We start from the raw sequence: 26,053 nt of genomic DNA, 5'->3' as shown, positions 1-26,053 counted from the left end.
AAAAATAAATAAGGAATAAATCACTATGGGCTCGCCGCTTTCCAGACAATTAACGCACCGTTTTTTCCGCTATCTCGCGATCACCAGCCAGAGCGATCCCAAAGTCAAAACCCTGCCCTCAACGCCGGGCCAGCATGACATGGCGCGCGAGCTGGCGCAGGAGCTGGCACAGCTGGGGTTAGACGACATTGTGATTGATGAATTCGCCACGGTGACGGCGGTAAAAAAAGGCAACGTGCCCGGTGCGCCGCGCATCGGCTTTATTACCCATATTGATACCGTCGACGTGGGACTTTCACCGGATATTCATCCACAAATATTAACGTTTACCGGTGAAGATCTCTGTCTGAATAAAGAGAAAGACATCTGGCTGCGGGTTAACGAGCACCCTGAAATTCTGGCTTATCCGAATGAGGAGATTATTTTCAGCGACGGAACCAGCGTATTGGGCGCGGATAATAAATCGGCGGTCACGGTGGTCATGACGGTGCTGGAAAACCTCACGGCGGAGCATCGGCATGGGGATATCGTCGTGGCGTTTGTGCCTGACGAAGAGATCGGCCTGAACGGTGCCAAGGCGCTGGATCTTAAGCGCTTCGACGTCGACTTTGCCTGGACCATCGACTGCTGCGAGCTGGGTGAAATTGTTTACGAGAATTTTAATGCGGCCGCCGCGGAGATCCGCTTTACCGGCGTGACGGCGCACCCAATGTCCGCCAAAGGCGTGCTGGTGAATCCCCTGCTGATGGCGACTGATTACATCAGCCATTTTGACCGCCAGCAAACGCCGGAGTGCACCGAGGGACGTGAAGGCTATATCTGGTTTAACGGCATTCAGGCCGGACAGAACGAGGCCGTTCTTAAGGCCAATATCCGCGACTTTGACAAGGACAGCTTTGCCGCGCGCAAGCAGCAGATTGCCGACGTGGCCGCACTGATTGCCGCCCAATATCCGACGGCCAGAGTGGATTATCGCATTGAAGATACCTACAGCAATATCAGCAATGCGATTGGTGAAGACCGGCGCGCTGTCGATCTGATGTTCGAGGCGATGGAATCGCTCGGCATCACGCCGAAACCGACGCCGATGCGCGGCGGCACCGACGGCGCGGCGCTCTCGGCAAAAGGGCTACTCACGCCGAACTTCTTCACCGGGGCGCATAACTTCCACTCGAAGTTTGAATTCCTGCCGCTCTCCTCGTTCGAGGCGTCTTATAAGACTGCCCTGCAGATCTGCCTGCTGGCCGCCCGTTAAGCGGGCTTGCGTGCCAGCATCGTGGCAAAGCGCAGCCTGATGCGGTTACCGTTTTCATCGGTGCGGTGCAGTTCGCCAACGTCTTCGTTGTATTTGAGCAACTCCCAGCCTTCATAGTAGTTGCTCAGCTCACCGCTCCTGAACGCAAACGGGAAGCCGACGGTGCACGGGTAATCCACCGTGTCCATCGCGGCAACAATCAGGTTGTAACCGCCCGGCGTCGTGCAACGCTGCATATTGGCGATAAGGCCCGGGATGGTTTTTGCCTCCAGGAACATCAGCACCACGGTGGAGAGAATAAAATCGTACTGGCCGTCAAAGCTCAGGTTGTTGAGATCTTTAATCGCCGCGTGGAGGTTATCGATCCCTTCTTCCGCCTTGATGCGCTCGATATTGTCGATGCTCATCGGGTTCTTGTCCCACGCGGTCACGTCGTACCCGTTGGCCGCAAGGTACAGGCTGTTACGGCCGTTGCCGCAGCCCAGATCCAGCGTTTTACCGGGCTTCACAATCTCCGCGCTGTACAGCACTTCGGAATGGGTACGGGTTAAGCCATATTTCTCTGTGAAGTAATTCTCATCGACGGTCATTGTTTTTCCTGAGCCTACATAAGCTGAAAGTGCATTCTGGATGCCATTTTAAGGCGTTTACCGTCTGGTTACCAGCCGCTCGAAAATCGAAAAATTTGCTACGTTTAGTGAAGACGCTTATCAGAGAAATAAAGATGAACAAATATCGCCTCAGCGACGAGACCCGCCTCTGGCATTGGAAAAATGGCGAAACCACCCACGCCACTACGCTGCGGCAGATTATCGCCACGGCGGACTTTAATGACGTGACGGTCGGCACGAGAGGCGGCTGGATTGACGATGAGCGCGCCCTCGCGCAGGACGGCGACTGCTGGATCTACGATGAAAACAGCGTGGTGTTCGCCGGAGCGACCGTGTCCGGAAACGCGCGTCTTACCCTGCCGTGCGTCGTGAGCCATGAAGCTTGTATCGGCGACAGCTGCTGGCTGGACGGCGCGGAGGTCAGCCACGGGGCGCGAATAAGTGACAACGTCACCATTCAGCAATCCTGCGTACGGGGCGAGTGCCATATCTACGGCGAAGCGCGCGTGCTGCACCACAGCCTGATCATTGCCGCCAAAGGACTGACGCCGGACCATGAGCAGATCCTGCAAATTTACGACAAGGCGACGGTGAGCCAGTCGCGCATTGTGCACCAGGCGCAAATCTACGGCGAGGCGATGGTTAATTTTGCCTTTGTTGAACACCGGGCCGAGGTCTTCGACAACGCGATCCTCGAGGGTAACGAACTCAACAACGTGTGGGTGTGCGACTGTGCAAAAGTCTATGGTAACGCCCGCGTGATTGCCGGCTTTGACGACGATGCCATCCCGACGGTGCGCTACAGCTCGCAGATTGCGGAGAATGCCGTGGTCGAAGGCAACTGCGTCATCAAGCATCACGTCCTGATTGGCGGGCAGGCCTGGCTGCGCGGCGGGCCGATCATGCTGGATGATAAAGTGGTGATTCAGGGGCGCGCGCGCATCAGCGGGGATGTGCTGATCGAACATCGGGTTGAAATCACCGACGATGCGGTTATTGAAGCATTTGCCGGCGAGAGCATTCACCTGCGCGGCGAAAAAGTGATTAACGGCGACCAGCGCATCACCCGCACGCCGCTGCTGGGTGCGTTATAGGGTATAAATTCTGCCGTAGATATTCACGTCGTCAAAGCGGCCGTTCAGGTATTCCGCTTCCCGCAGGCACCCTTCCAGCGAAAAACCGTTGCGCACGGCAACGCTGTTGCTGTGCTGATTCGCCACCCGACACTTGATCACAAAACGACGGATCTCACCGCGTTCGACGTAGTAGCGCATAAACGCCTGCAGAGACCGGGAGAGAATGCCCTGCCCCTGGTGGTCTTCATCCAGCCAGTAGCCGATGTACCCGGCCTTGTTGGTCGGTTCAATGGTGTTGAACGACAGGACGCCAACCAGCGCATCATCCTTGAAGATCAAAAACATTTTGGCGTAGCCGCGCTGGTGCAGCATCTGGTTACTCTGCACGTTGCGGCGGGTATCCTCTTCGCTACCTACGTGCTGCGCCCAGTCAAAGGCGGTTTGCAGAAAGATTCTGTTTTTGACGACGAGGTTGTGCAGATCGGCGGTATAGCGCTCTTCGACGGCGCGAAGCTCGAGAGCGTCAGATACCGGGATAATTTCGGATTTTACTGCGGTCATTGCCCCTCACCCTAACCCTCTCCCGGAGGGAGAGGGAATCGAACGTTAACGCATTACCCTGTCGTCAACGTAGTTACGTTTATCCGGCGCCGGTGGGAAATACTGGTACAGCCAGGTTTCACTGATGGCGTCGCCCTGGCAGCGCAGGAACAGACGCATATCCACCGGCTCCGTCGAATCCGACGTCGGGTACCAGTCAAAGAGAATGCGATAGCCGTCAAACGGCTCAACGTAGAGGATCTCCACCTGCTTCGCTTCACCGCTGGAGAGCGTAATCACCGGCTCGATGCCTTTTGGCGCAGCGGCCTTCAGATCGCCGCCGACAAAATCTATCGCAAAGCGACGGGCCCATACTTTCGGGTAATTTTCGCCCGGCGCCCAGCCTTCCGGGAAGCCGCCCATGCCGGTACGGGTGGCGAAGACGTTGGCCAGCAGGGAGCGCACAGGCGGCATCGCGCTCCAGTAGAGGCGATATTTGAAGTCCAGCTCGTCGCCCGCTTTGACGGCTTTTTCCGGCTGCCAGAAGCAGACCACGTTATCCAGCGTTTCACCGGTGGTCGGGATCTCCATCAGGCCAACCGCGCCTTTACCCCAGTCGTTACGCGGTTCCACCCACAGGCTTGGACGCTTGTTGTACCACCCCATTACGTCCTGATAGTGCGAGAAATCGCGATCGAGCTGCAGCAGACCGAACCCTTTCGGGTTTTTGTCCATATAGGCATTGAACTGCAGCTTCTGCGGGTTGTTCAGCGGACGACAGATCCACTCCCCGTTGCCGCGCCACATCGCCAGGCGGTCGGAGTCATGAATTTGCGGGTGAATGGTGTCACACATGCGGCGTTCATTATTACCGCAGCTGAACATGCTGGTCATCGGCGCGATGCCGAGCTGCTTGATGTCCTTACGCGCGTAGAGGTGGTTTTCCACCTCCATGATCACCTGGCTCTTCTCGCAGTGGATCACGAATTTATAGGCACCCGTGATGCTCGGGCTGTCGAGCAGCGTATAAACGGTAAAGGTCGTGTCGCCTGGCTTGACGGTTTCAAACCAGAAGGAGGTAAAGTCCGGGAACTCTTCCGGCGTGTCGGTAAAGGTGTCTACCGCCAGACCGCGGGCGGAAAGGCCGTACTGGTAGGTGTCATCCACCGCGCGGAAGTAGCTCGCGCCCAGGAAGGAGACGATATCGCGACGCGCCAGCTCCGGCGCCTTAAAGGCGCGGAAGCCCGCAAAGCCGAGATCGCTTTGCCCTTCCAGCTGTTTGGTATCCACGCCCGTTTCACCGTAGCTGAACAGCTCAGGACGGAAGTGGATCTCGCGCGCCATAGAGGTCGACTGGTCCAGCGAGAACATCCGCACGCGACGGCGGAACCCCATTCCCATATGGAAGAACTGCACGTCCAGCTGACGCCCTTCAATGTTGTTCCACAGAGACTGCTTTTCATCGTAGCGGATGGCGTTGTACGCCTGCGGCGTCATGGTCGCCAGCGTCTCCGGCAGCGGGCGCGGCGCGCCACCCCACGGGGTTTTTGCCAGGTCATGCGCCATGGATTGCAGTACGGAGAAGTCAAAACGACGGCTCTGGCCGTCAGCAATGTCAGAGTCGGCGGCGTATGCCGCTTTGGAAAACAGGGAGGCAAGGCCGGATGTGCCGCTCAGGGCTGCCGCTGCCAGCGAGCCTTTTAGAAAACGTCTGCGATTCATGCCTGGAAAAACGTCCTTATGGTCGTGTGAATGTGTTCCGCGCTCGGCGAAATGACGGCAAGAAAGAACGCACAGCCTAAACAAAAATGGTTAAGAATCCAATTGTTGGCCGGTGATTATATGAACAAAGTGAGAAATATTTTCTGTCGACCAGAACGGCCCGAAAGTGGTGTAAAGAAAGCCTGGAAAATGTGTAGAAAAATGCCCCGGCGCGACATCGTTCGCCGGGGCTAATGAGGTGGTTATTTTACGCTGACATCGATACCCGGGAAGTACTTATCAGCGAGTTTGGCGATCGTGCCGTCGGCACGTACTTTATCAATTGCGGCGTCAAGCTGCTTTTTGGTGGCCTCGTCACCTTTACGCAACCCAAAGCCGATCCCACTGCCGAGGATAGTGTCGTCAGACACCGGCTTGCCGATGAAGCCAAACCCTTTTCCCTGCGGCTTGCTGAGGAAACCTGCCTGCCCGGCCGCGGACATGACCAGCGAGGCGTCGATACGACCATTCAGCAGATCGCCCCAGGCCATATTCTGATCTTTATAAGACACCACGGTGACACCCTGCTTTTCCCAGTGCTCTTTGGCATAGGTTTCCTGAATGGAGCCCTGCAGCACGCCGATGGTTTTCCCCTTCAGCCCTTCAGGCGTCGCCTCGACCGCCGTACCGGCCTTGCCCACCAGCTGCGACGGAATACGGTAGATAGGCTGGGTAAAATCAATGCTCTTGCGGCGCTGCTCGGTGATATTCATCGCCGAGTTGATGGCGTCGAATTTCTTCGCCACCAGGCCCGGGATCAGCGCATCAAACGAGGTTTCCACCCAGCTGCACTTCAGCGCTGCCGCTTTGCAGATGGCGTTCCCCAGCTCAACGTCAAACCCTTCCAGTTCGCCTGCCGCATTGCGGCTTTCAAACGGCGGATACTCTGCTTCCAGACCGTAACGCAGCTCGGACGCCGCGAAGGAGGAAAAGGTACACAGCAATCCCATGCCGACAACTAACGCGCGTAATTTCATCTCATACTCCTCAGAGCCTATCTCAGCGTGGTTTAACCCGACACAGGGCCTGGGCACCTGCCCGTAACGTCGCCTCATCTTTCGCAAAAGAGAGACGAATCAATTTATTATCCGTACCGTCCGCATAAAACGCCGACAGCGGAATAGTGGCAACACCGTACTCGACGATCAGCCGCTTCACCAGATCGCTGTCGCGCTCGTCGCTGAACTGGCTGTAGTCCGCCAGCATGAAGAACGATCCGGCGCTGGGCAGCAGCGTGAACGGCGAATCGGCCAGCAGACTCTGCAGCAGATCGCGCTTGCGCTGGTAAAACGCCGACAGCGACAGCCAGGTTTGCGGGTCGACCATATGTTCAGCAAACGCGTGCTGCATTGGCGTATCGGCAGAAAACATTAAAAATTGATGGACTTTACAAATCTCGTCCATCAGCACCGCCGGTGCAACACAGTAACCCACGCGCCAGCCGGTGACGTGATAGGTTTTTCCGAAAGAAGAAATAATCACGCTACGCTCCGCCAGCTGCGGGTGCGTAGCCATCCCGTGGTGCGGCTCACCGTCAAACACCACGTGTTCGTACACTTCGTCAGACAAAATAATGATGTCAGTATTGCGGGTCAGCGCCGCCAGCTGCTGCAGATCGTCGGCGGAGAAGACCTGACCGCTCGGGTTGTGTGGCGTATTGATGATAATCATGCGCGTGCGCGGGGTGATGGCAGCACGGACCTCATCCCAGTTGACGGCAAAATCCGGCACGGTCAGCTTGATGGCAATTGGGGTTGCCCCCTGCAGACGGACAATCGGCGCGTAGCTGTCAAAAGAGGGCTCAAAGTAAATCACCTCATCACCCGGGTGCACCAGCCCGCTGATTGCAGAGTAGAGACCTTCGCTGGCGCTGGCGGTCACCAGGACCTCGCCGGCCGGGTCATAGCGCGTGCCGTAAAGCGTGGCAATTTTATCGGCAATGCGCTCTTTAAGCGGCTGCAGGCCGGTCATCGCCGCATACTGGTTATGCCCCGACTCCATTGCGCGGGTGACGCCCGCAATCAGCTTCGGGTCGCAGGAAAAATTCGGTGCGCCCTGAGAAAGGTTAATCGCGTTATGCTGCGCCGAGAGCTGGCCGATAACGGTAAAAATGGTGGTCCCCACATCGGGCAGTTTGGAGCGCGTCTGCACTGGCGTTCGTAAAGTCATCCTCTTTCCCTTCTCATGGACATTGCATAACTATTCAAACAACATCTCTGTTGTCGGGACAATCGAATTGTTGTCATAATAGCCATGATAAAAATGCATAGCTGAGGGTTTTCCATGTCGCGCCGTTCGCTCCCGCTCAATGCCATCGACGCATTTTTAGTCACCGCGCGTCACCTGAATCTGACCCATGCTGCCGCAGAACTTTGCCTGACGCAGGGAGCCGTGAGCCGCAAGATCGCCTCCCTCGAAGCGTGGTTTGGCTTTCCGCTTTTTGAACGCCACGCGCGCGGCCTGCGCCTCTCTTCGCAGGGCAGCGCCCTGCTTCCGGAGCTGCAGTCTGCTTTTGAACAATTGCTGACCGTGGCCGACCAGGCCCGCAGCCAGCAGACCGTGATCCGGCTCAAGGCACCCACCTGCGCCATGCGCTGGCTGGTGCCGCGCCTGCTGGAGGTTGAGCGTGAGCAGCCGGATCTGCAGATCGCCCTGACCACCACCACCGATCACAACGTCAATTTCAAAACCGAATCTTACGACGCGGCCATCGTGTTCGGGACGCACATGAGCGCAGGCGACCTGCTGTTCGAAGAGGCGCTCACCCCGGTGATAAGCCCGGTGCGGGCGGGTGCAACGCTGGGATCGCTGACGTTCCTGCACCCCACAAGGGATAAGACAGACTGGTCGCTGTGGCTGACGAAACAGGAAGGTCCGGGCTTTGCCATGCACAAAAATCAACACTTCGACACGATGGATCTCGCGATTACGGCCGCCATTCAGGGGCTGGGCGTGGCCATTGCCGACGAAACGCTGGTGGCCGAAGATGTCCGCGCCGGAAGGCTGATGCGGCCCTATGAGACAAGCATTAAAACCGGCGCCAGCTACCGGCTGGTGCTGCGCGAAACGCCAGGCGAGGAAAATGGACTGGCGGCGTTTCGCGCCTGTTTGCTTAATCGAGGCTGACGTGGTGCTTCATCACCCGTTTGAAGAGGCTCATCCGGGCGCGCATAAAGCGGTTTTCAAGCCTGAAACCTGCATGTTTATTCACGCCAATGCGTAATAAAACGTCCCGGCCTTTACGGCATGCGGGCCAGTGCGTCGGCCCTGGCAGGATCTCGCGAGGACCAGCGTCACGCGCAAAGCTCACCCAGTAATCGGCCACGTGGGCAGCAAACTGCAGATCCCGTTCGTTGACGTACTGACGTGAAGGCTCCACCTGACCTAACGTATCAAAGACATAGGGAACCTCGTTGCCGTGCCAGGCACCGTTGATATAGGTGGCATGTTCCGCCTCCGCGACATAGTCAAACCAGTAGCGCCAGCACAATCCGCCGACGCGCTGCTGAGCCTGCATCACGACGTAGCCCATCGTGGTGAACGCCATGTCGCGGCACACCTGCCTGCCCAGCTCTTCATCGCCTTTGACGCCCGGATAGAGCAGCTTAATCAGCCCCAGTCCGAAGCGTCGCTCCCGGCGGAGCTTCTGGATTTGCCCGGCGAGATCGATGCCAAACACCGCCATCACGCTGGCCTCATCGCTGTTCGACCCAATCATCACCGGTACGGGATGCTGGCGGGCAGCGAAAAAGACGTCCAGCATCGCTTCGGGCAGAACGCAGTCCCCGACGATGGGCGCCGGTGCGACGTTCAGCGGCGCGGTTAACGGCCAGAACGCGTCCGGCGGAATGGCGCGCAGCTGCTCAGCAGTCGCCTTCTCCAGGCCAAAATGGGCGGCCAGCGCCTCCCCTTTTTGCAGCGCCTGTTCGCGCGGCGTGTCCGGCAAGGTGTACCCGCTTTGCACAATCGCCTTGTGGAACAAGCCAGCCGCCAGGGGCGATGCCAGCAGAGAAAGCACGCTGCGCGCACCGGCGGATTCTCCAAACAGGGTCACGTTAGCGGGGTCGCCACCAAATGCGGTGATATTGTCCCTAACCCATTCGAGCGCGGCGATCTGATCCAGCAATGCAAAATTATGCACCACGCGATCTTCCTCGCCTTCCAGCGCGGGATGGGCGAAAAAGCCGAGATGGCCGAGACGGTAGTTGATCGTCACGACAACAACGCCGCGCGTAGCCAGCGCTTTGCCGTTATAGGGCGGTAAGCCCCCCGCGCCAATGGTAAAGCCACCACCGTGCAGCCATACCATAACCGGAAGCGCCCCGGCGCGCTCTTTGGGGGACCAGACGTTCAGATAAAGACAGTCTTCTGAGAACTGGCCGGGATCGCCACCGCCCAGCTCCTGACAATATTCGCTGCTTTGCCAGCTTGAGGCCGAAAAGGCGGTGGCCTCGCGAACGCCATCCCACGGCTCAGGATGCCGCGGGGAGCGCCAGCGCCACTCGCCCACGGGCGGTGCTGCGTAGGGAATACCGCACCAGACATGGACATTTTCATCGGTTAAACCAGAGAGTGCGCCCTGGCGCGTTTCAACCACAGGGGCGGAAGGATTTTGCATAACGACCTTATTTTTTCCATCACACCCCAGCAGAGTAACGATTTCAGAGCAAACCGCAACGCTGTTTGCTGCGCGTTTCAGCCTCCTGGTAGAGCGTAAACTCGTCATATACCGGGCAGCCCAGCGCGTCTTCAAACGCATCGCGGCTGGCGTTACCGTGGCTGCGGGCCTGTGTTTCATTCCCGAGATTGGACTGGAAAATCCCCGCGGCGCTGACCGGGAGGAAATCTTCGTAGGTGATCGGCTGGGCAACCACCCATCCGCGCTCGATCAGCGGTTGCGGATCGTCTCCCGGCCGGAACGCATGGCGATGCGCTTCACCCGCAGGCGTCAGGCGATAGCGGAAATACGCCAGCTCCTGACGGCGCATTAACAGTTCGCTGTCCGGGAAGGCGCTAAAGATCTCCCGCAGATGCAGCTGATGGGTCAGGTTATCTTTACCGGTACCGGCCTGGGCAAGCAGGCTATCGTACAGTTCCCGGCCTTTCGGGGTCAGCGCCATGCCGCGCTGTTCAATCTCACCGAAGCGCGCGGTGTGGGTGCCCTTATGTTCCCCGGCAAACAGCACCGGCTCTTCCAGCGCCTTGAAGCTGGTTTGACGCAGCAGGACGGGCACCTCGCGACGCGGCGGGCCTTCTATCAGAATTTTCGGCTCGATACCGTACTTCGGCATCAGCTCCTGCACCCGGTCAATGTCCAGCGTGCGAGGCGTGAGATGGTTAATGTGGCAGCCCGGGAAGCAGACCACGTCGGCAATCAGACGGTGCTCGTTGTGCAGCGCCAGATAGGTCTCCCGATCGACCGTCGCGTGACGGTGCCAGCGAAAAGTTTCTAACGCTTCCTGCACAAACTCATGGGCCTGTGCGTCAGAAAACTCCCCTTCCGACTCGTGCAGGTCGATCAGTTCCAGGCAGCGCGGGGTGAAGATGTTCCGGTGAGACAGGATTTCCGCCGCCCGTTCGCGCAGCGCGACGTTTTCAATCAGCTCAAGGCGCAGCAGCGAAGTAAAGATGCGGAACGGATTACGGCACAGCGCCGCATCATCGATCGGGCGAAACGCCGTTGAGTGAACCGGCACCCCCGCCTGGGAGAGATCGTAATAGCTGACCGGGTACATGCCCATGATGGCAAACATACGGCGCAGGGTTGAAAGCTCTTGCGCACTGCCAACACGAATTGCCCCGTGACGCTCCACGTTCAGGCGCGCAAGCTCATCGGCGTTTGCCAGTTGTTCATGTAATAGTGGGTTATTTTCCAGCACCGCCAGGTTTACGTCCGCTACCAGTTCAAGCAAGGTGCCGTACTGCGGAACTTCCTGCTGGTACATCGCCGACATAGCCTGCGAAAAGTGTTCCCGAATGTCATCAGCCGTGATGGTGTTCGCCATGATGTCATGCCTCCAGTGAATATTACCTGGAGTGTAGAGAAACCCGTTCCTTCCGGGGGGAAAGATTTCTGATTTGTGATCTTAAGACAACAGTGGTCAAACCGTGTGCGACTGGCCTCTTAACAAGCCTCAACGAAACCGCCCTTTCGTGCCCGACGCTTTTTATCCAGGTTTTTCCTTATAATTATTTAGGGTTTCGCTTTCTAGCTATAAAGGAGTATTTTTTTATTTTCCTCTGACGGCAAATTAACCAATTTTAACGCGTCATTATTTTTATCCCCAGCTTTCAAATTTTTAGCTCAAAGTTAGGAATAATCTGAACAGATTTTTACAAGTCCTTCCTGTCTATCCATATTTCCAGCTCAAGCGAAGCGCAAATTTACAAATATTTAAAAACAACGCAGCCGTAAATAGCAAAACGCATTTGACGGTTCTCACACAGCGACTAGAGTTATTACTCGAACGACGAGTGATACGGAATATTTTCGTATCGTACTGACATAACCAATATATGACTATGAGGTTTAATATGGCAGAGCATCGTGGTGGTTCCGGTAATTTCGCTGAAGACCGTGAAAAAGCATCAGAAGCTGGACGTAAAGGTGGCCAGCACAGCGGTGGTAATTTTAAAAACGATCCGCAACGCGCATCTGAAGCGGGTAAGAAAGGGGGACAGAACAGTCACGGCGGAGGCCGTAAGTCTGATAACTCCTGATCTTATTTAGTACTCTTTTAATAAAACCAGAGAGCATGCTGCGGGCTGAAAAGCTCGCAGCACCCATTCTTTATTTTACCGGAGCGTAATTATTATGAATATGAAAAGTGTTGAGGATGTATTTATTCATCTTCTCTCCGATACCTACAGTGCGGAAAAGCAGCTGACTCGCGCGCTTAGCAAGCTTGCCCGCGCAGCATCCAGCGAGAAGCTGAGCGCAGCCTTTACCGCGCACCTGGAGGAGACGCAGGGTCAGATCGAACGTATCGACCAGATTGTCGAACAGGAAGAAGGAATTAAGATTAAACGCATGAAGTGCGTGGCGATGGAAGGCTTAATTGAAGAAGCCAACGAAGTTATCGAAAGTACGGAAAAAAATGAAGTGCGTGATGCTGCCTTAATTGCCGCTGCGCAAAAAGTCGAGCATTATGAAATAGCCAGCTACGGTACCCTTGCCACATTAGCAGAACAACTGGGCTATAAAAAAGCCGTTAAGCTTCTTGCCGAAACCCTGGAAGAAGAAAAAGAGACCGACCTGAAACTCACCGATCTGGCCGTAGGCAACATTAACCAAAAAGCGCAAAAATGACGCTATAACACAGGTTAAATAAAATGAGCATCAGTCCCAGGACAATTAAACGGTGCCATTTAGCGGCAGCAATAATATGGTTCATTCTCGCTATTCCTTCCGTAATATGGTGGAAGAACAGCGTGCTATGGGTCATTATCATCAGTATTTATGCCAATATTGTCGGCCATTTATCTGGCTACAGTGCCGCACGTGCCGATCAGGCTGCTGAAAGTGAGAACAAATAAGCGAACCCCTAATGAGGATACAATGATGAATCACGTAGAACACTACCATGACTGGCTACGCGATGCCCATGCAATGGAAAAGCAAGCCGAATCAATGCTGGAATCCATGGCCAGCCGTATCGATAATTATCCTGATGTTCGCGCCAGAATTGAGCAACATATTAATGAGACAAAACGGCAAATCACATTGCTGGAGGAAATCCTCGACCGTAATGATATTTCTCGTTCGGTCTTAAAAGACTCGATGAGCAAAATGGCGGCGCTGGGACAATCCATCGGCGGCATGTTCCCTTCCGACGAAATCGTGAAGGGCTCGATCAGCGGCTATGTTTTCGAACAGTTTGAAATCGCCTGCTATACCTCCCTGCTCGCGGCGGCGAAAAAAGCGGGCGATACCGCTTCAATACCCGCTATTGAGACGATCCTCGCCGAAGAGCGCGAAATGGCCGACTGGCTGATTCGTCATATCCCGCAAACGACGGAACAGTTCCTGCTGCGTTCAGACGCGTCGGGTGTCGAAGCGAAAAAATAACCCACAGGAGAGTGAGCATGTTTCGACACGTCAAACAGCTGCAATACACGGTTCGCGTCGCCGAACCGAATCCCGGCCTTGCCAACCTTTTACTGGAACAATTTGGCGGGCCGCAGGGTGAACTGGCTGCCGCCTGCAGGTACTTTACGCAAGGGTTGAGCGATGACGATCCGGGCCGTAAGGATATGCTGATGGATATCGCAACCGAGGAGTTAAGCCACCTCGAAATTATCGGCACCCTGGTCGGCATGCTGAATAAAGGTGCCAAGGGGGCGCTGGCGGAAGGGGTGGAAAATGAGGCCGAGCTGTATCGCTCCATGACCGAAAACGGGAATGACAGCCACATCACCTCCCTGCTCTACGGCGGCGGCACTCCGCTCACCAACTCAGCGGGCGTGCCCTGGACGGCGGCCTACGTCGACACCATTGGCGAGCCGACGGCGGATCTGCGTTCGAACGTGGCGGCCGAAGCCAGAGCCAAAATCATCTATGAACGGCTGATCAACGTGACCGACGATCCCGGCGTTAAGGACGCGCTGGCGTTTCTGATGACGCGTGAGGCGGCGCATCAGCTCTCCTTTGAGAAGGCGCTGCAGTCCATCCGTAATAATTTCCCGCCGGGAAAACTGCCGCCAATCGAGGAATTCACCAACAAGTACTACAATATGTCTGAAGGTGGAGAGGTTCGCGGAAGCTGGAACAGCGATAAACATTTCGATTACGTTGAGTCCCCCCAGCCTGCGGTTGACGGCGGCGATGGCAGTGCCAGCGTGACGCTCACAACCGAGCAGGCAACTCTGGTTAAGGCGATGTCTGCCCGCACGAAGTCCGATCCACATTCCGACCCGCTGACCGGTGCCGAGCTGGGTGCCGGTAAGACTAAACCGTAATCGGTTTGCCGGGCAGTCCTGAACTGCCCGGCAAGTCGCGTGCCCCATCGTCTCAGAGGTACGGACCATGTTCGAACTCGATGCATTTCATCTGGCCAGAATTCAGTTCGCTTTTACCGTCTCGTTCCATATCCTTTTTCCCGCGATCACCATCGGCCTCGCCAGCTATCTGGTGGTGCTGGAAGGCATGTGGCTGCGCACCAAAAACGACGTCTGGCGATCGCTATACCACTTCTGGCTAAAGATATTTGCCGTTAACTTCGGCATGGGCGTCGTTTCCGGGCTGGTTATGGCGTATCAGTTTGGCACCAACTGGAGCGGGTTCTCCCAGTTCGCGGGCAGCATTACCGGCCCGCTTCTGACCTATGAGGTGTTAACCGCCTTCTTCCTGGAGGCCGGATTCCTCGGCGTTATGATGTTCGGCTGGAACAAGGTCGGCCCGGGGCTGCACTTCTTTTCGACCTGCATGGTGGCGCTCGGCACGCTAATGTCGACCTTCTGGATCCTCGCCTCCAACAGCTGGATGCATACGCCGCAGGGTTTCACTATCGAAAATGGGCAGGTTATCCCGCAGGACTGGCTGGCCATCGTTTTTAACCCCTCCTTCCCTTACCGTCTTATTCATATGGCTATCGCCGCGTTCCTGAGCAGCGCGCTGTTTGTCGGCGCGTCGGGTGCCTGGCACCTGCTGCGCGGGAACGATACGCCAGCCGTTCGCACCATGTTTTCGATGGCGATGTGGATGGCGCTGCTGGTCGCACCCATTCAGGCGGTGGTGGGCGATATGCACGGCCTGAACACGCTTGAGCATCAGCCGGCGAAAATCGCCGCTATTGAGGGGCACTGGGAAAATCCGCCCGGCGAGGCCACCCCGCTGCTGCTGTTTGGCCTGCCGGATATGGAGGAGGAGCGCACCAAATACGGTCTGGAGATCCCTGCCCTCGGCAGCCTGATCCTGACGCACAGTCTGGATAAACAGGTCCCCGCGCTGAAAGACTTCCCAAAAGAGGATCGCCCAAACTCGACCATCGTTTTCTGGTCGTTCCGCGTGATGGTCGGGATGGGGCTGCTGATGATTACCCTCGGTCTGGTCAGCGTCTGGCTGCGCTATCGCCATCGACTGTATCATTCGCGCCCGTTCCACTGGTTTGCCCTCTGCATGGGGCCTGCGGGGCTGCTGGCGCTGCTCGCCGGCTGGGTGACCACCGAAGTGGGCCGTCAGCCGTGGGTCGTCTATGGCTACCTGCGCACCATCGACGCGGTATCGCTGCACAGCACCCTGCAGATGAGCATCAGCCTGCTGGCGTTCTTCGTCGTCTACTCATCCGTATTTGGCGTGGGCTATGTTTATCTTATCCGGCTGATTAAGAAAGGTCCTCAGCCCGTCGATACGCTGACGTCAAACACCTCGGGCACGCCTGCCCGTCCGCTGTCTGCCGCGGAGTCTGTTCCGGAAGAGGAGAGAATCTGATGGGCGTCGATATCTCGGTGATTTGGTTTGCCATCATCGTGTTTGCCACGCTGATGTATATCATTATGGACGGCTTCGACCTGGGGATTGGCCTGCTGTTTAACTTCGTGGGCGATGCGAAAGAGCGCGATGTGATGGTCAACAGCGTCGCGCCCGTCTGGGACGGCAACGAGACCTGGCTGGTGCTCGGCGGCGCGGGGCTTTTCGGCGCGTTTCCGCTGGCCTATGCGGTCATTATTGATGCGCTGACGATCCCGCTCACCGCAATGCTGATCGGCCTCATCTTTCGCGGCGTCGCCTTTGAGTTCCGCTTCAAAGCCACCCCTTCACACCGTAAATTCTGGGACTACTCCTTTGCCGGCGGCTCCCTGCTCGCTACCTTCAGCCAGGGCGTGGTGGTGGGCGCCGTGATCAACGGCTTTGACGTGGAGGGCCGACGCTATGTCGGCTCGGCGCTGGACTGGCTCACCCCCTTCAACCTGTTCTGCGGCATCGGGCTGGTCGTCGCCTACACGCTGCTGGGCACCACCTGGCTCATTATGAAAAGCGAAGGCGCGCTGCAACAGCGCATGCGCGAGCTGACCCGCCACGTGCTGCTGGCCCTGATGGTGGTTATCGCGGTAGTCAGCGTCTGGACCCCGCTCGGCTGGCAGTACGTCGCCGACCGCTGGTTTACCCTGCCCAACTTCTTCTGGTTCCTGCCGGTTCCGCTGCTGGTCGGGATCTTCAGCGTGCTGATCTGGCGCCTGACCCGCAATCCGGACAGCCACGCGCGCCCTTTCCTGCTGACGCTGGGGCTGATCTTCCTCGGGTTCAGCGGGCTGGGCATCAGCCTCTGGCCGAACATTATTCCGCCGCGCATCACCCTGTGGGAGGCCGCAGCTCCGCCTGCCAGCCAGCTGTTTATGCTGGTCGGGACGTTATTGATTATTCCGGTGATCCTGGTGTACACCGCCTGGAGCTATTACGTGTTCCGGGGCAAGGTTTCGGATACTGAAGGCTATCACTGAGGAACGCTATGACGGACTGGCATACACGGGCCATTATTTACCAGATTGATACCGCACTCTTTTATGACCTGAACGGCGATGGCTGCGGGGACATCGCCGGGATAACGGCCAAGCTGCGCTACATTCGCCGCATGGGGGCGACAGTTATCTGGATCACCCCGTTTTACCTCACGCCCTTTCTTGATGAAGGCTATGACGTCAGCGACCATCTCCAGGTGGATCCCCGCTTCGGAAAGCTGGCCGATATCATCACCTTTATCGAACAGGCCCGCGAGCTGGGCATGCAGGTCATTATCGAGCTGCTGATCCAGCACACCTCCGACGCGCATCCCTGGTTCCAGCAGGCCCGCCGCAACCCGGCATCACCCTACCGGGATTACTACCTCTGGTCAGATAACGACGAGGACGATACGCCCCCCATGTTTCCCGGCGTCGAAAAGAGCATCTGGAGCTGGGACGACGAGGCGGGACAATACTACCGGCACATGTTCTATCGCCACGAACCGGACCTGAACCTGACCTCGCCCGCGGTGCTGAAAGAGATTGAGAACATCATCCTCTTCTGGCTCAAGCTAGGCGTGTCGGGATTTCGACTGGATGCCGCATCTCACCTGACCACCCAGGCGGGAAACGGTGATGAAAAAAAGGGCCTGTGGATCCTCGAGCATATGCGTCGTCTTATCGAGCAACACAACCCGGACGCGATCCTGCTTGGCGAAGTTGACGTAGACGTTGAGACCTATAAAGACTACTTCGGCAAAAACGACCGCCTGAATCTGGTGTTCAACTTCTGGCTCAACAAGTATTTCTACGTCAGCCTGGCCCGCAAAAGCGCCCGCCCGCTGCGCAATGCGGTGAAGAAGATGATCGTCCCGCCCGATTCATGCTGTTTTGCCAACTGGCTGCGCAACCACGACGAGCTGGATCTGGAAGGCATTAGTCAGAAAGACAAACAGTTTGTCCTCGATACCTTCGCCCCTGATGAGGAGATGAACGTCTATCAGCGCGGGATCCGCCGTCGCCTGGCCCCGATGCTCAACGGCGATCGGAAGCGGCTGGCGTTCTGCCACGCGGTGCTGTTTTCCCTGCCGGGTGTCCCGGTGATGCGCTACGGCGACGAGATCGGCATGGGTGACGACCTGCAGCTGGAGGAGCGCTACGCCGTCCGCACCCCAATGCAGTGGGCGGGGTCACAGGGGGGCGGTTTTTCGGCAGCCGACCCGAAAAAATTTATCGCGCCGATTATCGACCGCGGCCCTTATCGCTATCAGAAAATCAACGTCGCCGATTCGCTCCTCCACCGCAACTCGCTTCTGCACCGGATCATTGATATCGCCAATACCCGCTCGGAGTTCCCCGAAATCGCCGTTGCGCCCTTTCGGCTCCTCACGATCGATAATGACGCGGTGCTGGGGATCTATTACGAGACCGAAGAACGCAGCATCCTGACCTTTGTTAACTTCAGCGACCAGCCGGTACGGTTCACCGTCAAGGGGATCCGCAACGCCACCTGGACCGCCTGTCTTGCGGACAAACGCTACGATGACGCGCTGGTTTGCGGTAAAACCGCAGAGCTCAGCCTTGGCGGCTACGGCTATCGCTGGTTCTGGACGCACCGCAGCGCGCTGCGCTGATTACGGTTTCCGGCGGGTTATCAGACGCGTCAGCACTATTCCCGCCACCGCGAGGGCGCCCAGCGCCACCTTACCCGGCATGCCGGAGGTGACGGACGGTGCGCGGGTTTTCGCCTCGTCAGTAAAGCGGCCATGGATTTTATGCAGATCGTTAACCGGCTGGTCGAGATAGTCCCGACGATCCGGCGCGTTGAGATCGTCGGTCATTTGGCCTTCCCACGCCTTTTTCACCATCAGCCGATCGAGAAAACCGGGGAAGAAAAATTGCCCGACAATTGACTGGATGGTGCTGCTGCCGACCCACAGCTCGCGAACCGGTTTTTGCGCCACCCTGAAGATGGCGCTGGCGGCCACCTCAGGCTCAAAGACAGGCGGCACCGGGCGCATCGCCCAGGCAAACTTATTCCTCGCCCATTCGAACTGCGGGGTATTGAGCCCGGGCATCTGCACCATCGAAAGCTGAACTCGGCTGTTCTCATGCATCAGCTCGGTACGAACCGCGTCGGTGAACCCGCGGATCGCCGCTTTTGCCCCGCAGTAGGCTGACTGCAGCGGAATGGAACGGTAGGCCAGCGCGGACCCCACCTGGATTATTACGCCCCTGTCGCGCGGAACCATAAGTTCGAGCGCGGCGCGAGTGCCGTTCACGTAGCCGAGGTACGTCACCTCAGTCACGCGGCGAAACTCGTCCGGCGTGAGGGTTCGGAACGGTGCCAGAACGGCCCCCATGGCGTTGTTCACCCAGACATCTATCGCGCCGAGGCGATACTCAATTTCGTTAGCGGCATCCACCACCGCCTGGCTGTCGGCGACGTCCGCCTGCACGGCGTGGGCATTAACGCCAAAGCGCCGTAGCTCCTCCTGGGTAGAGTGCAGGCTGGCTTCATCGCGGGCGATGAGCCCCACGTCGTAACCTGCTTTTGCAAAGTGCAGCGCCGTGGCTTTTCCCACGCCCGCCGTCCCACCGGTAATCACTATGACAGCCATAGAACCTCCACGTGAACTCAACCTTTATGCCCGTCCGACAATGCTGTCACCAGCTCGGCCAGCGAAAAATGCACCGCTTTTTCCACCACGTCCTGACAGTCTCCGGAAAACAGTACGGTGCGGGTTTGCGTCTCGCCCTGGATGTTCCACGCAAAGCAGACCGTCCCCGCCGCCGTGCCGTCGTCGCCCCCTTCCGGGCCAGCATAGCCGCTGATGGCGATACTGATATCCGCCTGGGCGATGTCGCGGATGCTGGCGGCCATCTCGGTCACCGTCTGCTCACTGACCGCGGTACAGCGCGCGAGCGTCTCAGGACGAACGCCGAGGATCCGCGCTTTGGCTTCGTCGCTGAATACGACCAGGCCAACATCATAAAAATCGGCCGTGTTCTCTTCGGTACAGAGCGCTACCGATAGCTTTCCGCCGGTGCAGGATTCCGCCGTGGTTAAGCGAAGCCCGAGATCGGTTAATTTGCTCGCCAGTTTTTTCGTCAGCTCACCCACGGTATAATTGTTATCGTGAAAAAGATTGCTCATCTTTGCGCCTCTTATTTCTCGAAGGGAATAATTGAAATATGCCCATTGCGTTCAAGTATGGCATATTTAATTTCACTCACTTGTGTAATGCCATTATTCTGGCGCGCCGACACCAGAATATCATCGCAAGAGACATCGACCTTTTTGAGTTTATCAGCCAGGGGTACGCCGTTTTCCACAAGAATCACTGGAGTGCCGTCCAGAATATTCTCCACCGGGGAAAAATACTTCTTCATAAGGCCAAAAATAATATCCACTACCACCAGGGTGGTAATCGTAATCATCGCACCGGTGACGGAAAAATCTTGTCCGAGAAGCGCCTGTTGCGTGGCTTCACTAATTATCAGGAGCAGAATGAGATCGAAGCTAGTCATCTGCAGCAGCGCACGCCGCCCGGCCACTTTAAAAACCACCACGAGGAACAGATAAATCGCCAGCGCACGAAAGACCATATCCATATCAGCCTCCTAGGGGTAAATAAATTGCCAGAAGGTTATCTCCGGCTCGCTGTTAATACGGATGGTTGTGTTCCATTTACCGGCTCTCGAAGGCGTGGTGAAGAATAACACAGAGAAGTTGTCTGATTTTTTCAAGTTGTTATAGACAAAATAGAGGGTCTTGCCCCGGCTGAACATGCTGTCAGGCTTCGGCCAGACGCTGCCAGGCTCGTAAACATCGCTGCTCTCGCTGGTCATGCTGAGAACATACTTACCCTCTGATTGTACCGGGAACGCCAGCGCCATTCGCGTCTCCGTCTCCCGTCGGCCAAACCGTTCATAGCTTATGGTCAGTGATTTTGCGGAATTGGTTTTGACCGTATCGCTGACCCACCCGCTTGAAAACAGACCGGCGATAGCCGCGATGATAATAGCCAGCAGAACAATAAAACCCACCTGACGAAACGCGTATTCAAACGTCAGCAAGCGAAAACTCTCATCTATCCCGGGCAACTTTTCATTTTCACGCTTCATGGTCATCGTCACCGTTTCGCTTATTATCCGATAAGTTTGATTTCTCACGCGAATGTTTTTAGGACTTATCACATTTGCCACATAAAGAAATAGCAACAATACTTAATAAGTCAAGACACCCAAAATGAAGGATATCCGATGAAATTATCGCTTATTTCCGCTTTTATGATATTTCTGGTTCCGGCCGCCTTCGCAGATAATAACGGCGGGTTACAAAAAGGTGAAGCTCCGCCGCCACCCCATGCGCTGGATAGCGGATATCGCGGAACCGATGACGCGCGTATTATGACCATCGATCAGGCAAAACAACTGCACGACGGTGCGACCATTTCACTGCGCGGTAATCTTATTGACGGTAGCGGCGATAAGTTTGTATTTCAGGATAAAACCGGAAAAATCGACGTTATTATTCCCCAGGCAGTCTTTGACGGCAGAACGGTAAAACCCGACCAGATGATCAGCATCAACGGTTCGCTTGATAAAAAATCATCTCCTGCCGTCGTCCGCGTCGATCGTTTGCAGAAATAATTCAGCGAAGCGTTAACGCTGCAGTTATCCATCAAATTTCACCCCTTGGCTTAAGGAGTCAGCTATGAGTGATACCCAACAACGTACGAACGCTTATCCGCAGCCCCCGTTCCCGGAACAGCCACAAACGCCACCGGGACTGGCATCCGAAATGCAGCCTGTACCCGACCACGGGGAAACCAGCTACAAAGGGCATGGCCGCCTGGCCGGTAAAAAAGCGCTGATCACCGGCGGTGACTCGGGTATCGGTCGCGCAGTGGCCATCGCCTATGCCCGTGAAGGCGCTGACGTGGCGATTAACTATCTGCCTGAAGAGGAAAAAGACGCCGCGGAGGTCATCGACCTTATCAAAGCCGAAGGCCGGAACGCCGTCGCGCTGCCGGGGGACGTTCGGGACGAAACCTTCTGCCAGAACCTGGTCGAAGAAGCCGTCTCGAAGCTGGGCGGGCTGGATATTCTGGTCAACAACGCCGGTCGCCAGCAGTTCCGTGAATCCCTTGAAGAGCTGACTACCGAAGATTTTGACGCGACGTTTAAAACCAACGTATATGCCCCTTTCTGGATCACGAAGGCGGCGCTGCGGCACCTGAAGGCCTCGTCCGTTATCATTAATACCTCCTCCGTTCAGGCTGTGAAGCCAAGCCCGGTGCTGCTGGACTACGCCCAGACCAAAGCCTGTCTGGCGGTATTTACCAAATCCTTAGCCAAGCAGCTGGGTCCGAAAGGCATTCGCGTCAACGCGGTCGCTCCCGGCCCATACTGGACGGTGCTGCAGTCCAGCGGCGGCCAGCCGATGGAAAAAGTGAAGGAGTTTGGCGGCGATACGCCGCTGGGACGTCCGGGTCAGCCCGTCGAGATCGCCCCGCTGTACGTCACGCTGGCCTCGGATGAATGTTCGTTTACGTCCGGCCAAGTGTGGTGTTCTGACGGCGGTGACGGCGTAATCTAACCGCTTAACCCTTTCCCCTCAGTAATGAGCAATAAATGAACAAGGACGTTCGCTCTTATTCCCCGCCGAAAAACATGTTGTAACTCAAACAGATCAAATGTTAAAAATATTTTGCTATCAGGTTATCAAAATTAAATAACTTAACTTGTCACCCGCATCGCTCTGTTTTTAACATCGCCTATGGAAAAAAATGGTCTGTTCAGTCAGCGCATACGCTTGCGCCATTTGCATACATTTGTGGCCGTCGCTCAACAGGGAACGCTGGGGCGTGCGGCTGAAACTCTTAACCTTAGCCAGCCTGCGCTCTCAAAAACCCTCAACGAGCTTGAACAGCTGACCGGCGCCCGTCTTTTTGACCGCGGTCGGCTGGGGGCGCAGCTTACCATCGTGGGCGAACAGTTCCTTACGCACGCCGTTAAGGTGCTGGATGCGCTCAATACCGCAGGCCAGTCCCTGCACCGAAAAGAAGAACACACCAGCGAGGTCGTCCGCGTCGGGGCCCTGCCCACCGCCGCGCTGGGCATTCTTCCGCCGGTGATTGGCCAGTTCCACAAGCAGCAACGGCATACCACGATTCAGGTTGCCACCATGAATAACACCATGCTGCTCGCGGGGCTGAAATCGGGCGAACTGGATATCGGTATCGGCCGCATGTCCGACCCTGAACTGATGGGGGGTCTCAATTACGAACTGCTGTTCCTGGAGTCCCTGAAGCTGGTGGTTCGTCCCGATCACCCGCTGCTGCAGGACACGGTGACGTTAAGCCGCGTAATGGAGTGGCCGGTGGTGGTGTGTCCGAAAGGGACCGTCCCGCGCCAGACCGCCGAAACCTTGCTGCAAATGCAGGGGTGTACGCTGCCCTCAGGGTGTATCGAAACGCTGTCAGCCTCGCTTTCACGCCAGCTTACGCTGGATTATGACTACGTCTGGTTCGTCCCTTCCGGGGCGGTAAAAGATGATTTACGCCAGGGAACGCTGATCGCGCTGCCGATTACCTCCCCTGGCCCCGGTGAACCTATCGGCATATTGACCCGCGTCGACACCCCACTCTCAACGGGTGCGCAGACGCTGCTGAGCGCCATCCGTAAATCAATGCCGGTTTAGAAACTTTTTGCCCCTCGCCCTGACCCTCTCCCCTCAGGGGCGAGGGGGTTGACCTGTGCCTTAATCAAATAATGCGGAATAAATCATTAACAATTGCTTAAAACAATTTAACAGTTTTATCATAGCGGCGAATTCACCAAATGGTTCGCAAATTATTTGATATAAACGAATTCACCGGCATCAACCATCAATCCCACCGCATTTATTACCCAACTGGTACATACCCGACACGGCGGGGGATCTAAGGAGACAGAAATGGCATTTGGCAGCGCGCCGCGCGGGATACCTCGTATTCTGCAGTGGCTTCTTGCCGGACTGATGATGCTCATCGGTCTGGCGGTCGGCGGGTTGGGCTTTAAGCTCGCCACCGTGGGCGGAAGTAGTTACTTCCTGATAATGGGCGTGGTAATGGTGATTGCCGCGATCCTGATTTTCCTCAACCGCACCAGCGGGATCCTGCTTTACGGCATCGCGTTTATTGCCTCGCTGTTCTGGGCGGTAAGCGATGCAGGCTGGGATTTCTGGCCGCTCTTCTCCCGCCTGTTTACCTTTGCCGTACTGGCGTTCCTGTGCGCCATCGTCTGGCCCTTCCTGCGCACGGCAAACCACAGCGCCGCGAACAAGGCTCCCGCTTTTGGCGTCGCGGCCGTGCTCGCGGTGGCGATGCTGGTCAGCCTGGGCTGGATGTTTAAGCCTCAGACCCTTGTGGCTGCCAACGAGCCCGTTCCGGTGAAACCCGTCGCCCCTGGCGAGCAGCAAAAGAACTGGGAGCACTGGGGCAATACCACCCACGGCGACCGTTTCGCCGCGCTGGACCAGATCAACAAGCAAAACGTCAGCTCGCTGAAAGTCGCGTGGGTTGCACACACCGGCGATATTCCGCAGAGCAACGGCTCGGGTGCGGAAGATCAGAACACGCCTCTGCAGATTGGCGACACGCTGTACGTCTGTACCCCATACAGTAAAGTGCTGGCGCTGGACGTGGATTCCGGCAAAGAAAAATGGCGCTACGATTCCAAAGCCACGGCGCCTAACTGGCAGCGCTGCCGCGGTCTGGGCTATTTTGAAGACCACTCCAGCGTGACAACGTCACAGGCAGAAACACAGCCTGCGGCATGCCCTCGCCGCCTGTTCCTGCCCACTACCGATGCCCGCCTGATTGCCATCAACGCGGATACCGGCAAGGTCTGCGACGACTTCGGCGACCACGGCACCGTGGATCTGAGCGTCGGCATGGGTGAGATTAAGCCCGGATATTATCAGCAAACCTCGACGCCGCTGGTTGCCGGGAACGTTGTCGTCGTCGGCGGTCGCGTCGCGGATAACTACTCAACCGGCGAGCCGCCGGGCGTGGTGCGCGCCTACGACGTTCACACCGGTAAGCTGGCCTGGGCGTGGGATCCGGGTAATCCGAACCTGACCGGCCTGCCGCCAGAAGGCCAGACCTACACCCGCGGCACGCCGAACGTCTGGTCAGCGATGTCCTACGACGCTAAGCTGAACCTGATCTACCTGCCAACCGGCAACGCCACCCCGGACTTCTGGGCGGGAGAGCGTACCGCGCTGGACGATAAGTACAGTTCATCCATCGTCGCCGTCGACGCGGCCACCGGTCAGGTTCGCTGGCATTTCCAGACCACCCACCACGACCTGTGGGACTTCGACCTGCCTTCCCAGCCGCTGCTGTACGACCTGCCTGACGGTAAGGGCGGCACCACGCCTGTGCTGGTGCAGACCAGCAAGCAGGGCATGATCTTCATGCTTAACCGCGAAACCGGTAAGCCGGTCGCGAAGGTAGAGGAACGCCCTGTCCCGGCGGGTAACGTTGAAGGTGAACGCTACTCCCCGACCCAGCCGTACTCCGTCGGCATGCCGATGATTGGCAACCAGACGCTGACCGAATCCGACATGTGGGGCGCGACGCCTGTCGACCTGCTGCTGTGCCGCATTCAGTTTAAAGAGATGCGTCATCAGGGCGTCTTCACCCCACCGGGTCTCGACCGTTCCCTGCAGTTCCCTGGCTCACTCGGCGGGATGAACTGGGGCAGCGTCTCCGTTGACCCGAACAACAGCCTGATGTTTGTCAACGATATGCGCCTGGGCCTGGCAAACTATATGGTGCCGCGCGCAAACGTGGCGAAAAATGCCAGCGGCATCGAGATGGGGATAGTTCCAATGGACGGCACGCCGTTCGGCGCGATGCGTGAACGCTTCCTGTCGCCGCTGGGCATTCCGTGCCAGAAGCCGCCGTTTGGCACCATGTCAGCCGTTGACCTGAAAACCGGCAAGCTGGTGTGGCAGGTTCCTGTCGGCACGGTGGAAGATACCGGCCCGCTGGGCATTCGCATGCACATGCCAATCCCGATCGGCATGCCGACCCTGGGCGCGTCGCTCTCTACCCAGTCCGGCCTGCTGTTCTTTGCCGGTACCCAGGATTTCTACCTGCGCGCGTTTGATACCGCCACCGGGAAAGAGATCTGGAAAGACCGCCTGCCGGTTGGCAGCCAGTCCGGCCCGATGACCTACGTGTCGCCGAAAACCGGTAAGCAGTACATCATCATTAACGCCGGTGGCGCCCGCCAGTCGCCGGACCGCGGTGATTACGTTATCGCGTACGCATTACCCGATAAGAAATAAGATGTGAAAAAGGGACCGAAAGGTC

At 57.0% G+C, this 26,053-nt stretch carries 26 protein-coding genes; 15 read left to right on the top strand and 11 right to left on the bottom strand.

Going from position 1 to position 26,053, the window contains the following annotated elements; all coding sequences use genetic code 11:
- Positions 1-25: 25 nt before the first annotated feature.
- A complete protein-coding gene (pepT, locus tag ACW9E7_RS09235) occupies positions 26-1,255 on the top strand; it encodes a peptidase T (protein WP_458727633.1) in 1,230 nt (409 codons plus the stop codon).
- Here pepT and tehB read toward each other — a convergent pair.
- Entirely contained in the window at positions 1,252-1,845 is a 594-nt protein-coding gene (gene tehB / locus ACW9E7_RS09230) for a tellurite resistance methyltransferase TehB (RefSeq protein ID WP_458727632.1), read from the bottom strand. The genes pepT and tehB overlap by 4 nt on opposite strands.
- Before the next feature lie 134 nt (positions 1,846-1,979).
- Between tehB and ydcK the strand changes: the two genes are divergently transcribed.
- On the top strand, positions 1,980-2,960 hold the full coding sequence (gene ydcK, locus ACW9E7_RS09225; RefSeq protein WP_458727631.1) for a YdcK family protein: 981 nt from the start codon (positions 1,980-1,982) through the stop codon (positions 2,958-2,960).
- Here the strand turns inward: ydcK and rimL are convergent.
- The 4 genes from rimL to ACW9E7_RS09205 form a co-directional block, all read right to left on the bottom strand.
- Positions 2,955-3,503: a 50S ribosomal protein L7/L12-serine acetyltransferase gene (gene rimL, locus ACW9E7_RS09220; RefSeq protein ID WP_458727630.1), complete on the bottom strand. Its 549-nt coding sequence runs from the start codon at positions 3,501-3,503 to the stop codon at positions 2,955-2,957. The genes ydcK and rimL overlap by 6 nt on opposite strands.
- Before the next feature lie 45 nt (positions 3,504-3,548).
- On the bottom strand, positions 3,549-5,204 hold the full coding sequence (locus ACW9E7_RS09215) for a glucan biosynthesis protein (RefSeq protein WP_458727629.1): 1,656 nt from the start codon (positions 5,202-5,204) through the stop codon (positions 3,549-3,551).
- A 242-nt stretch (positions 5,205-5,446) separates the two neighbouring features.
- Positions 5,447-6,220 carry a transporter substrate-binding domain-containing protein gene (locus ACW9E7_RS09210; RefSeq protein ID WP_021242531.1) on the bottom strand — a complete coding sequence of 258 codons (774 nt, stop codon included), beginning with the start codon at positions 6,218-6,220 and terminating at the stop codon, positions 5,447-5,449.
- Positions 6,221-6,242: 22 nt separating this feature from the next.
- Positions 6,243-7,412 (bottom strand): methionine aminotransferase, encoded by a 1,170-nt coding sequence (locus ACW9E7_RS09205; RefSeq protein ID WP_458727628.1) that lies wholly within the window; start codon positions 7,410-7,412, stop codon positions 6,243-6,245.
- 114 nt (positions 7,413-7,526) lie between these two features.
- On the opposite strand from ACW9E7_RS09205, the gene ACW9E7_RS09200 reads away from it, so the two are divergent.
- Positions 7,527-8,369 carry a LysR family transcriptional regulator gene (locus ACW9E7_RS09200; RefSeq protein WP_149366879.1) on the top strand — a complete coding sequence of 281 codons (843 nt, stop codon included), beginning with the start codon at positions 7,527-7,529 and terminating at the stop codon, positions 8,367-8,369.
- Here ACW9E7_RS09200 and ACW9E7_RS09195 read toward each other — a convergent pair.
- On the bottom strand, positions 8,356-9,861 hold the full coding sequence (locus ACW9E7_RS09195) for a carboxylesterase/lipase family protein (protein ID WP_458727627.1): 1,506 nt from the start codon (positions 9,859-9,861) through the stop codon (positions 8,356-8,358). The two genes, ACW9E7_RS09200 and ACW9E7_RS09195, sit on opposite strands and share 14 nt — an antisense overlap.
- 43 nt (positions 9,862-9,904) lie before the next feature.
- Positions 9,905-11,248, bottom strand: coding sequence for a 2-oxoadipate dioxygenase/decarboxylase HglS (gene hglS, locus ACW9E7_RS09190; RefSeq protein WP_458727626.1), 1,344 nt, complete (start codon positions 11,246-11,248; stop codon positions 9,905-9,907).
- A gap of 529 nt (positions 11,249-11,777) precedes the next feature.
- Between hglS and ACW9E7_RS09185 the strand changes: the two genes are divergently transcribed.
- From ACW9E7_RS09185 to ACW9E7_RS09150, 8 genes are all read left to right on the top strand, one after another.
- Positions 11,778-11,963, top strand: coding sequence for a con-10 family general stress protein (locus ACW9E7_RS09185; protein ID WP_004150795.1), 186 nt, complete (start codon positions 11,778-11,780; stop codon positions 11,961-11,963).
- A gap of 94 nt (positions 11,964-12,057) precedes the next feature.
- Positions 12,058-12,552 (top strand): YciE/YciF ferroxidase family protein, encoded by a 495-nt coding sequence (locus tag ACW9E7_RS09180; protein WP_111964638.1) that lies wholly within the window; start codon positions 12,058-12,060, stop codon positions 12,550-12,552.
- Positions 12,553-12,575: 23 nt separating this feature from the next.
- On the top strand, positions 12,576-12,779 hold the full coding sequence (locus tag ACW9E7_RS09175) for a hypothetical protein (RefSeq protein ID WP_111964639.1): 204 nt from the start codon (positions 12,576-12,578) through the stop codon (positions 12,777-12,779).
- Between the two features lie 25 nt (positions 12,780-12,804).
- Positions 12,805-13,311: a ferritin-like domain-containing protein gene (locus ACW9E7_RS09170; RefSeq protein ID WP_014883791.1), complete on the top strand. Its 507-nt coding sequence runs from the start codon at positions 12,805-12,807 to the stop codon at positions 13,309-13,311.
- 17 nt (positions 13,312-13,328) lie between these two features.
- Positions 13,329-14,201 (top strand): manganese catalase family protein, encoded by an 873-nt coding sequence (locus tag ACW9E7_RS09165; protein ID WP_008502274.1) that lies wholly within the window; start codon positions 13,329-13,331, stop codon positions 14,199-14,201.
- A gap of 67 nt (positions 14,202-14,268) precedes the next feature.
- Positions 14,269-15,672 (top strand): cytochrome ubiquinol oxidase subunit I, encoded by a 1,404-nt coding sequence (locus ACW9E7_RS09160; RefSeq protein ID WP_111964640.1) that lies wholly within the window; start codon positions 14,269-14,271, stop codon positions 15,670-15,672.
- Complete coding sequence (gene cydB / locus ACW9E7_RS09155) at positions 15,672-16,682, top strand: cytochrome d ubiquinol oxidase subunit II (protein WP_133294382.1); 1,011 nt, start codon at positions 15,672-15,674, stop codon at positions 16,680-16,682. Before ACW9E7_RS09160 ends, cydB begins: the two co-directional genes overlap by 1 nt.
- 8 nt (positions 16,683-16,690) lie before the next feature.
- The gene (locus tag ACW9E7_RS09150; protein WP_458727625.1) at positions 16,691-18,316 is read left to right on the top strand and encodes an alpha-amylase family protein; all 1,626 of its coding nucleotides are present in this window, start codon (positions 16,691-16,693) and stop codon (positions 18,314-18,316) included.
- On the opposite strand, the gene ACW9E7_RS09145 is transcribed toward ACW9E7_RS09150, so the two are convergent.
- The 4 genes from ACW9E7_RS09145 to ACW9E7_RS09130 are packed head-to-tail and all read right to left on the bottom strand — an operon-like array spanning position 18,317 to position 20,810.
- Complete coding sequence (locus ACW9E7_RS09145; RefSeq protein ID WP_023311673.1) at positions 18,317-19,303, bottom strand: SDR family oxidoreductase; 987 nt, start codon at positions 19,301-19,303, stop codon at positions 18,317-18,319.
- Between the two features lie 17 nt (positions 19,304-19,320).
- Positions 19,321-19,839 (bottom strand): 2-oxo-tetronate isomerase, encoded by a 519-nt coding sequence (locus tag ACW9E7_RS09140; RefSeq protein WP_458727624.1) that lies wholly within the window; start codon positions 19,837-19,839, stop codon positions 19,321-19,323.
- Between the two features lie 11 nt (positions 19,840-19,850).
- Complete coding sequence (locus tag ACW9E7_RS09135; protein WP_458727623.1) at positions 19,851-20,297, bottom strand: DUF421 domain-containing protein; 447 nt, start codon at positions 20,295-20,297, stop codon at positions 19,851-19,853.
- Between the two features lie 9 nt (positions 20,298-20,306).
- Positions 20,307-20,810: a hypothetical protein gene (locus tag ACW9E7_RS09130; RefSeq protein ID WP_458727622.1), complete on the bottom strand. Its 504-nt coding sequence runs from the start codon at positions 20,808-20,810 to the stop codon at positions 20,307-20,309.
- A 138-nt stretch (positions 20,811-20,948) separates the two neighbouring features.
- Here ACW9E7_RS09130 and ACW9E7_RS09125 point away from each other — a divergent pair, with 138 nt between their 5' ends.
- The 4 genes from ACW9E7_RS09125 (at position 20,949) to ACW9E7_RS09110 (ending at position 26,028) form a co-directional block, all read left to right on the top strand.
- Entirely contained in the window at positions 20,949-21,338 is a 390-nt protein-coding gene (locus ACW9E7_RS09125) for a YdeI family stress tolerance OB fold protein (RefSeq protein ID WP_045910503.1), read from the top strand.
- Between the two features lie 64 nt (positions 21,339-21,402).
- On the top strand, positions 21,403-22,287 hold the full coding sequence (locus ACW9E7_RS09120; RefSeq protein WP_021242539.1) for an SDR family oxidoreductase: 885 nt from the start codon (positions 21,403-21,405) through the stop codon (positions 22,285-22,287).
- A 180-nt stretch (positions 22,288-22,467) separates the two neighbouring features.
- Positions 22,468-23,391, top strand: coding sequence for a LysR substrate-binding domain-containing protein (locus tag ACW9E7_RS09115; RefSeq protein WP_111964646.1), 924 nt, complete (start codon positions 22,468-22,470; stop codon positions 23,389-23,391).
- A gap of 255 nt (positions 23,392-23,646) precedes the next feature.
- Entirely contained in the window at positions 23,647-26,028 is a 2,382-nt protein-coding gene (locus ACW9E7_RS09110) for a glucose/quinate/shikimate family membrane-bound PQQ-dependent dehydrogenase (RefSeq protein ID WP_458727621.1), read from the top strand.
- The last annotated feature ends 25 nt before the right edge of the window (positions 26,029-26,053 follow it).

The organism is Enterobacter sp. H2G27 (assembly GCF_054403075.1).
Note: the sequence above shows the minus strand (reverse complement) of the source record. Positions and strands in the feature narration are given on the sequence as shown.

Bases quoted from the DNA above. Each gene is read 5' to 3' on its own strand.
- ACW9E7_RS09215 (WP_458727629.1), bottom strand. From the start codon at position 5,204: ATGAATCGCAGACGTTTTCTAAAAGGCTCGCTGGCAGCGGCAGCCCTG.
- ACW9E7_RS09110 (WP_458727621.1), top strand. From the start codon at position 23,647: ATGGCATTTGGCAGCGCGCCGCGCGGGATACCTCGTATTCTGCAGTGG.
- ACW9E7_RS09120 (WP_021242539.1), top strand. From the start codon at position 21,403: ATGAGTGATACCCAACAACGTACGAACGCTTATCCGCAGCCCCCGTTC.
- ACW9E7_RS09180 (WP_111964638.1), top strand. From the start codon at position 12,058: ATGAATATGAAAAGTGTTGAGGATGTATTTATTCATCTTCTCTCCGAT.
- ACW9E7_RS09115 (WP_111964646.1), top strand. From the start codon at position 22,468: ATGGAAAAAAATGGTCTGTTCAGTCAGCGCATACGCTTGCGCCATTTG.
- ACW9E7_RS09185 (WP_004150795.1), top strand. From the start codon at position 11,778: ATGGCAGAGCATCGTGGTGGTTCCGGTAATTTCGCTGAAGACCGTGAA.
- ACW9E7_RS09145 (WP_023311673.1), bottom strand. From the start codon at position 19,303: ATGGCTGTCATAGTGATTACCGGTGGGACGGCGGGCGTGGGAAAAGCC.
- ACW9E7_RS09170 (WP_014883791.1), top strand. From the start codon at position 12,805: ATGAATCACGTAGAACACTACCATGACTGGCTACGCGATGCCCATGCA.
- ACW9E7_RS09175 (WP_111964639.1), top strand. From the start codon at position 12,576: ATGAGCATCAGTCCCAGGACAATTAAACGGTGCCATTTAGCGGCAGCA.
- ACW9E7_RS09130 (WP_458727622.1), bottom strand. From the start codon at position 20,810: ATGAAGCGTGAAAATGAAAAGTTGCCCGGGATAGATGAGAGTTTTCGC.
- cydB (WP_133294382.1), top strand. From the start codon at position 15,672: ATGGGCGTCGATATCTCGGTGATTTGGTTTGCCATCATCGTGTTTGCC.
- ACW9E7_RS09160 (WP_111964640.1), top strand. From the start codon at position 14,269: ATGTTCGAACTCGATGCATTTCATCTGGCCAGAATTCAGTTCGCTTTT.
- ACW9E7_RS09195 (WP_458727627.1), bottom strand. From the start codon at position 9,861: ATGCAAAATCCTTCCGCCCCTGTGGTTGAAACGCGCCAGGGCGCACTC.
- rimL (WP_458727630.1), bottom strand. From the start codon at position 3,503: ATGACCGCAGTAAAATCCGAAATTATCCCGGTATCTGACGCTCTCGAG.
- ACW9E7_RS09150 (WP_458727625.1), top strand. From the start codon at position 16,691: ATGACGGACTGGCATACACGGGCCATTATTTACCAGATTGATACCGCA.
- ACW9E7_RS09200 (WP_149366879.1), top strand. From the start codon at position 7,527: ATGTCGCGCCGTTCGCTCCCGCTCAATGCCATCGACGCATTTTTAGTC.
- ACW9E7_RS09140 (WP_458727624.1), bottom strand. From the start codon at position 19,839: ATGAGCAATCTTTTTCACGATAACAATTATACCGTGGGTGAGCTGACG.
- ydcK (WP_458727631.1), top strand. From the start codon at position 1,980: ATGAACAAATATCGCCTCAGCGACGAGACCCGCCTCTGGCATTGGAAA.
- ACW9E7_RS09125 (WP_045910503.1), top strand. From the start codon at position 20,949: ATGAAATTATCGCTTATTTCCGCTTTTATGATATTTCTGGTTCCGGCC.
- ACW9E7_RS09135 (WP_458727623.1), bottom strand. From the start codon at position 20,297: ATGGATATGGTCTTTCGTGCGCTGGCGATTTATCTGTTCCTCGTGGTG.
- ACW9E7_RS09210 (WP_021242531.1), bottom strand. From the start codon at position 6,220: ATGAAATTACGCGCGTTAGTTGTCGGCATGGGATTGCTGTGTACCTTT.
- ACW9E7_RS09165 (WP_008502274.1), top strand. From the start codon at position 13,329: ATGTTTCGACACGTCAAACAGCTGCAATACACGGTTCGCGTCGCCGAA.
- tehB (WP_458727632.1), bottom strand. From the start codon at position 1,845: ATGACCGTCGATGAGAATTACTTCACAGAGAAATATGGCTTAACCCGT.
- ACW9E7_RS09205 (WP_458727628.1), bottom strand. From the start codon at position 7,412: ATGACTTTACGAACGCCAGTGCAGACGCGCTCCAAACTGCCCGATGTG.
- hglS (WP_458727626.1), bottom strand. From the start codon at position 11,248: ATGGCGAACACCATCACGGCTGATGACATTCGGGAACACTTTTCGCAG.
- pepT (WP_458727633.1), top strand. From the start codon at position 26: ATGGGCTCGCCGCTTTCCAGACAATTAACGCACCGTTTTTTCCGCTAT.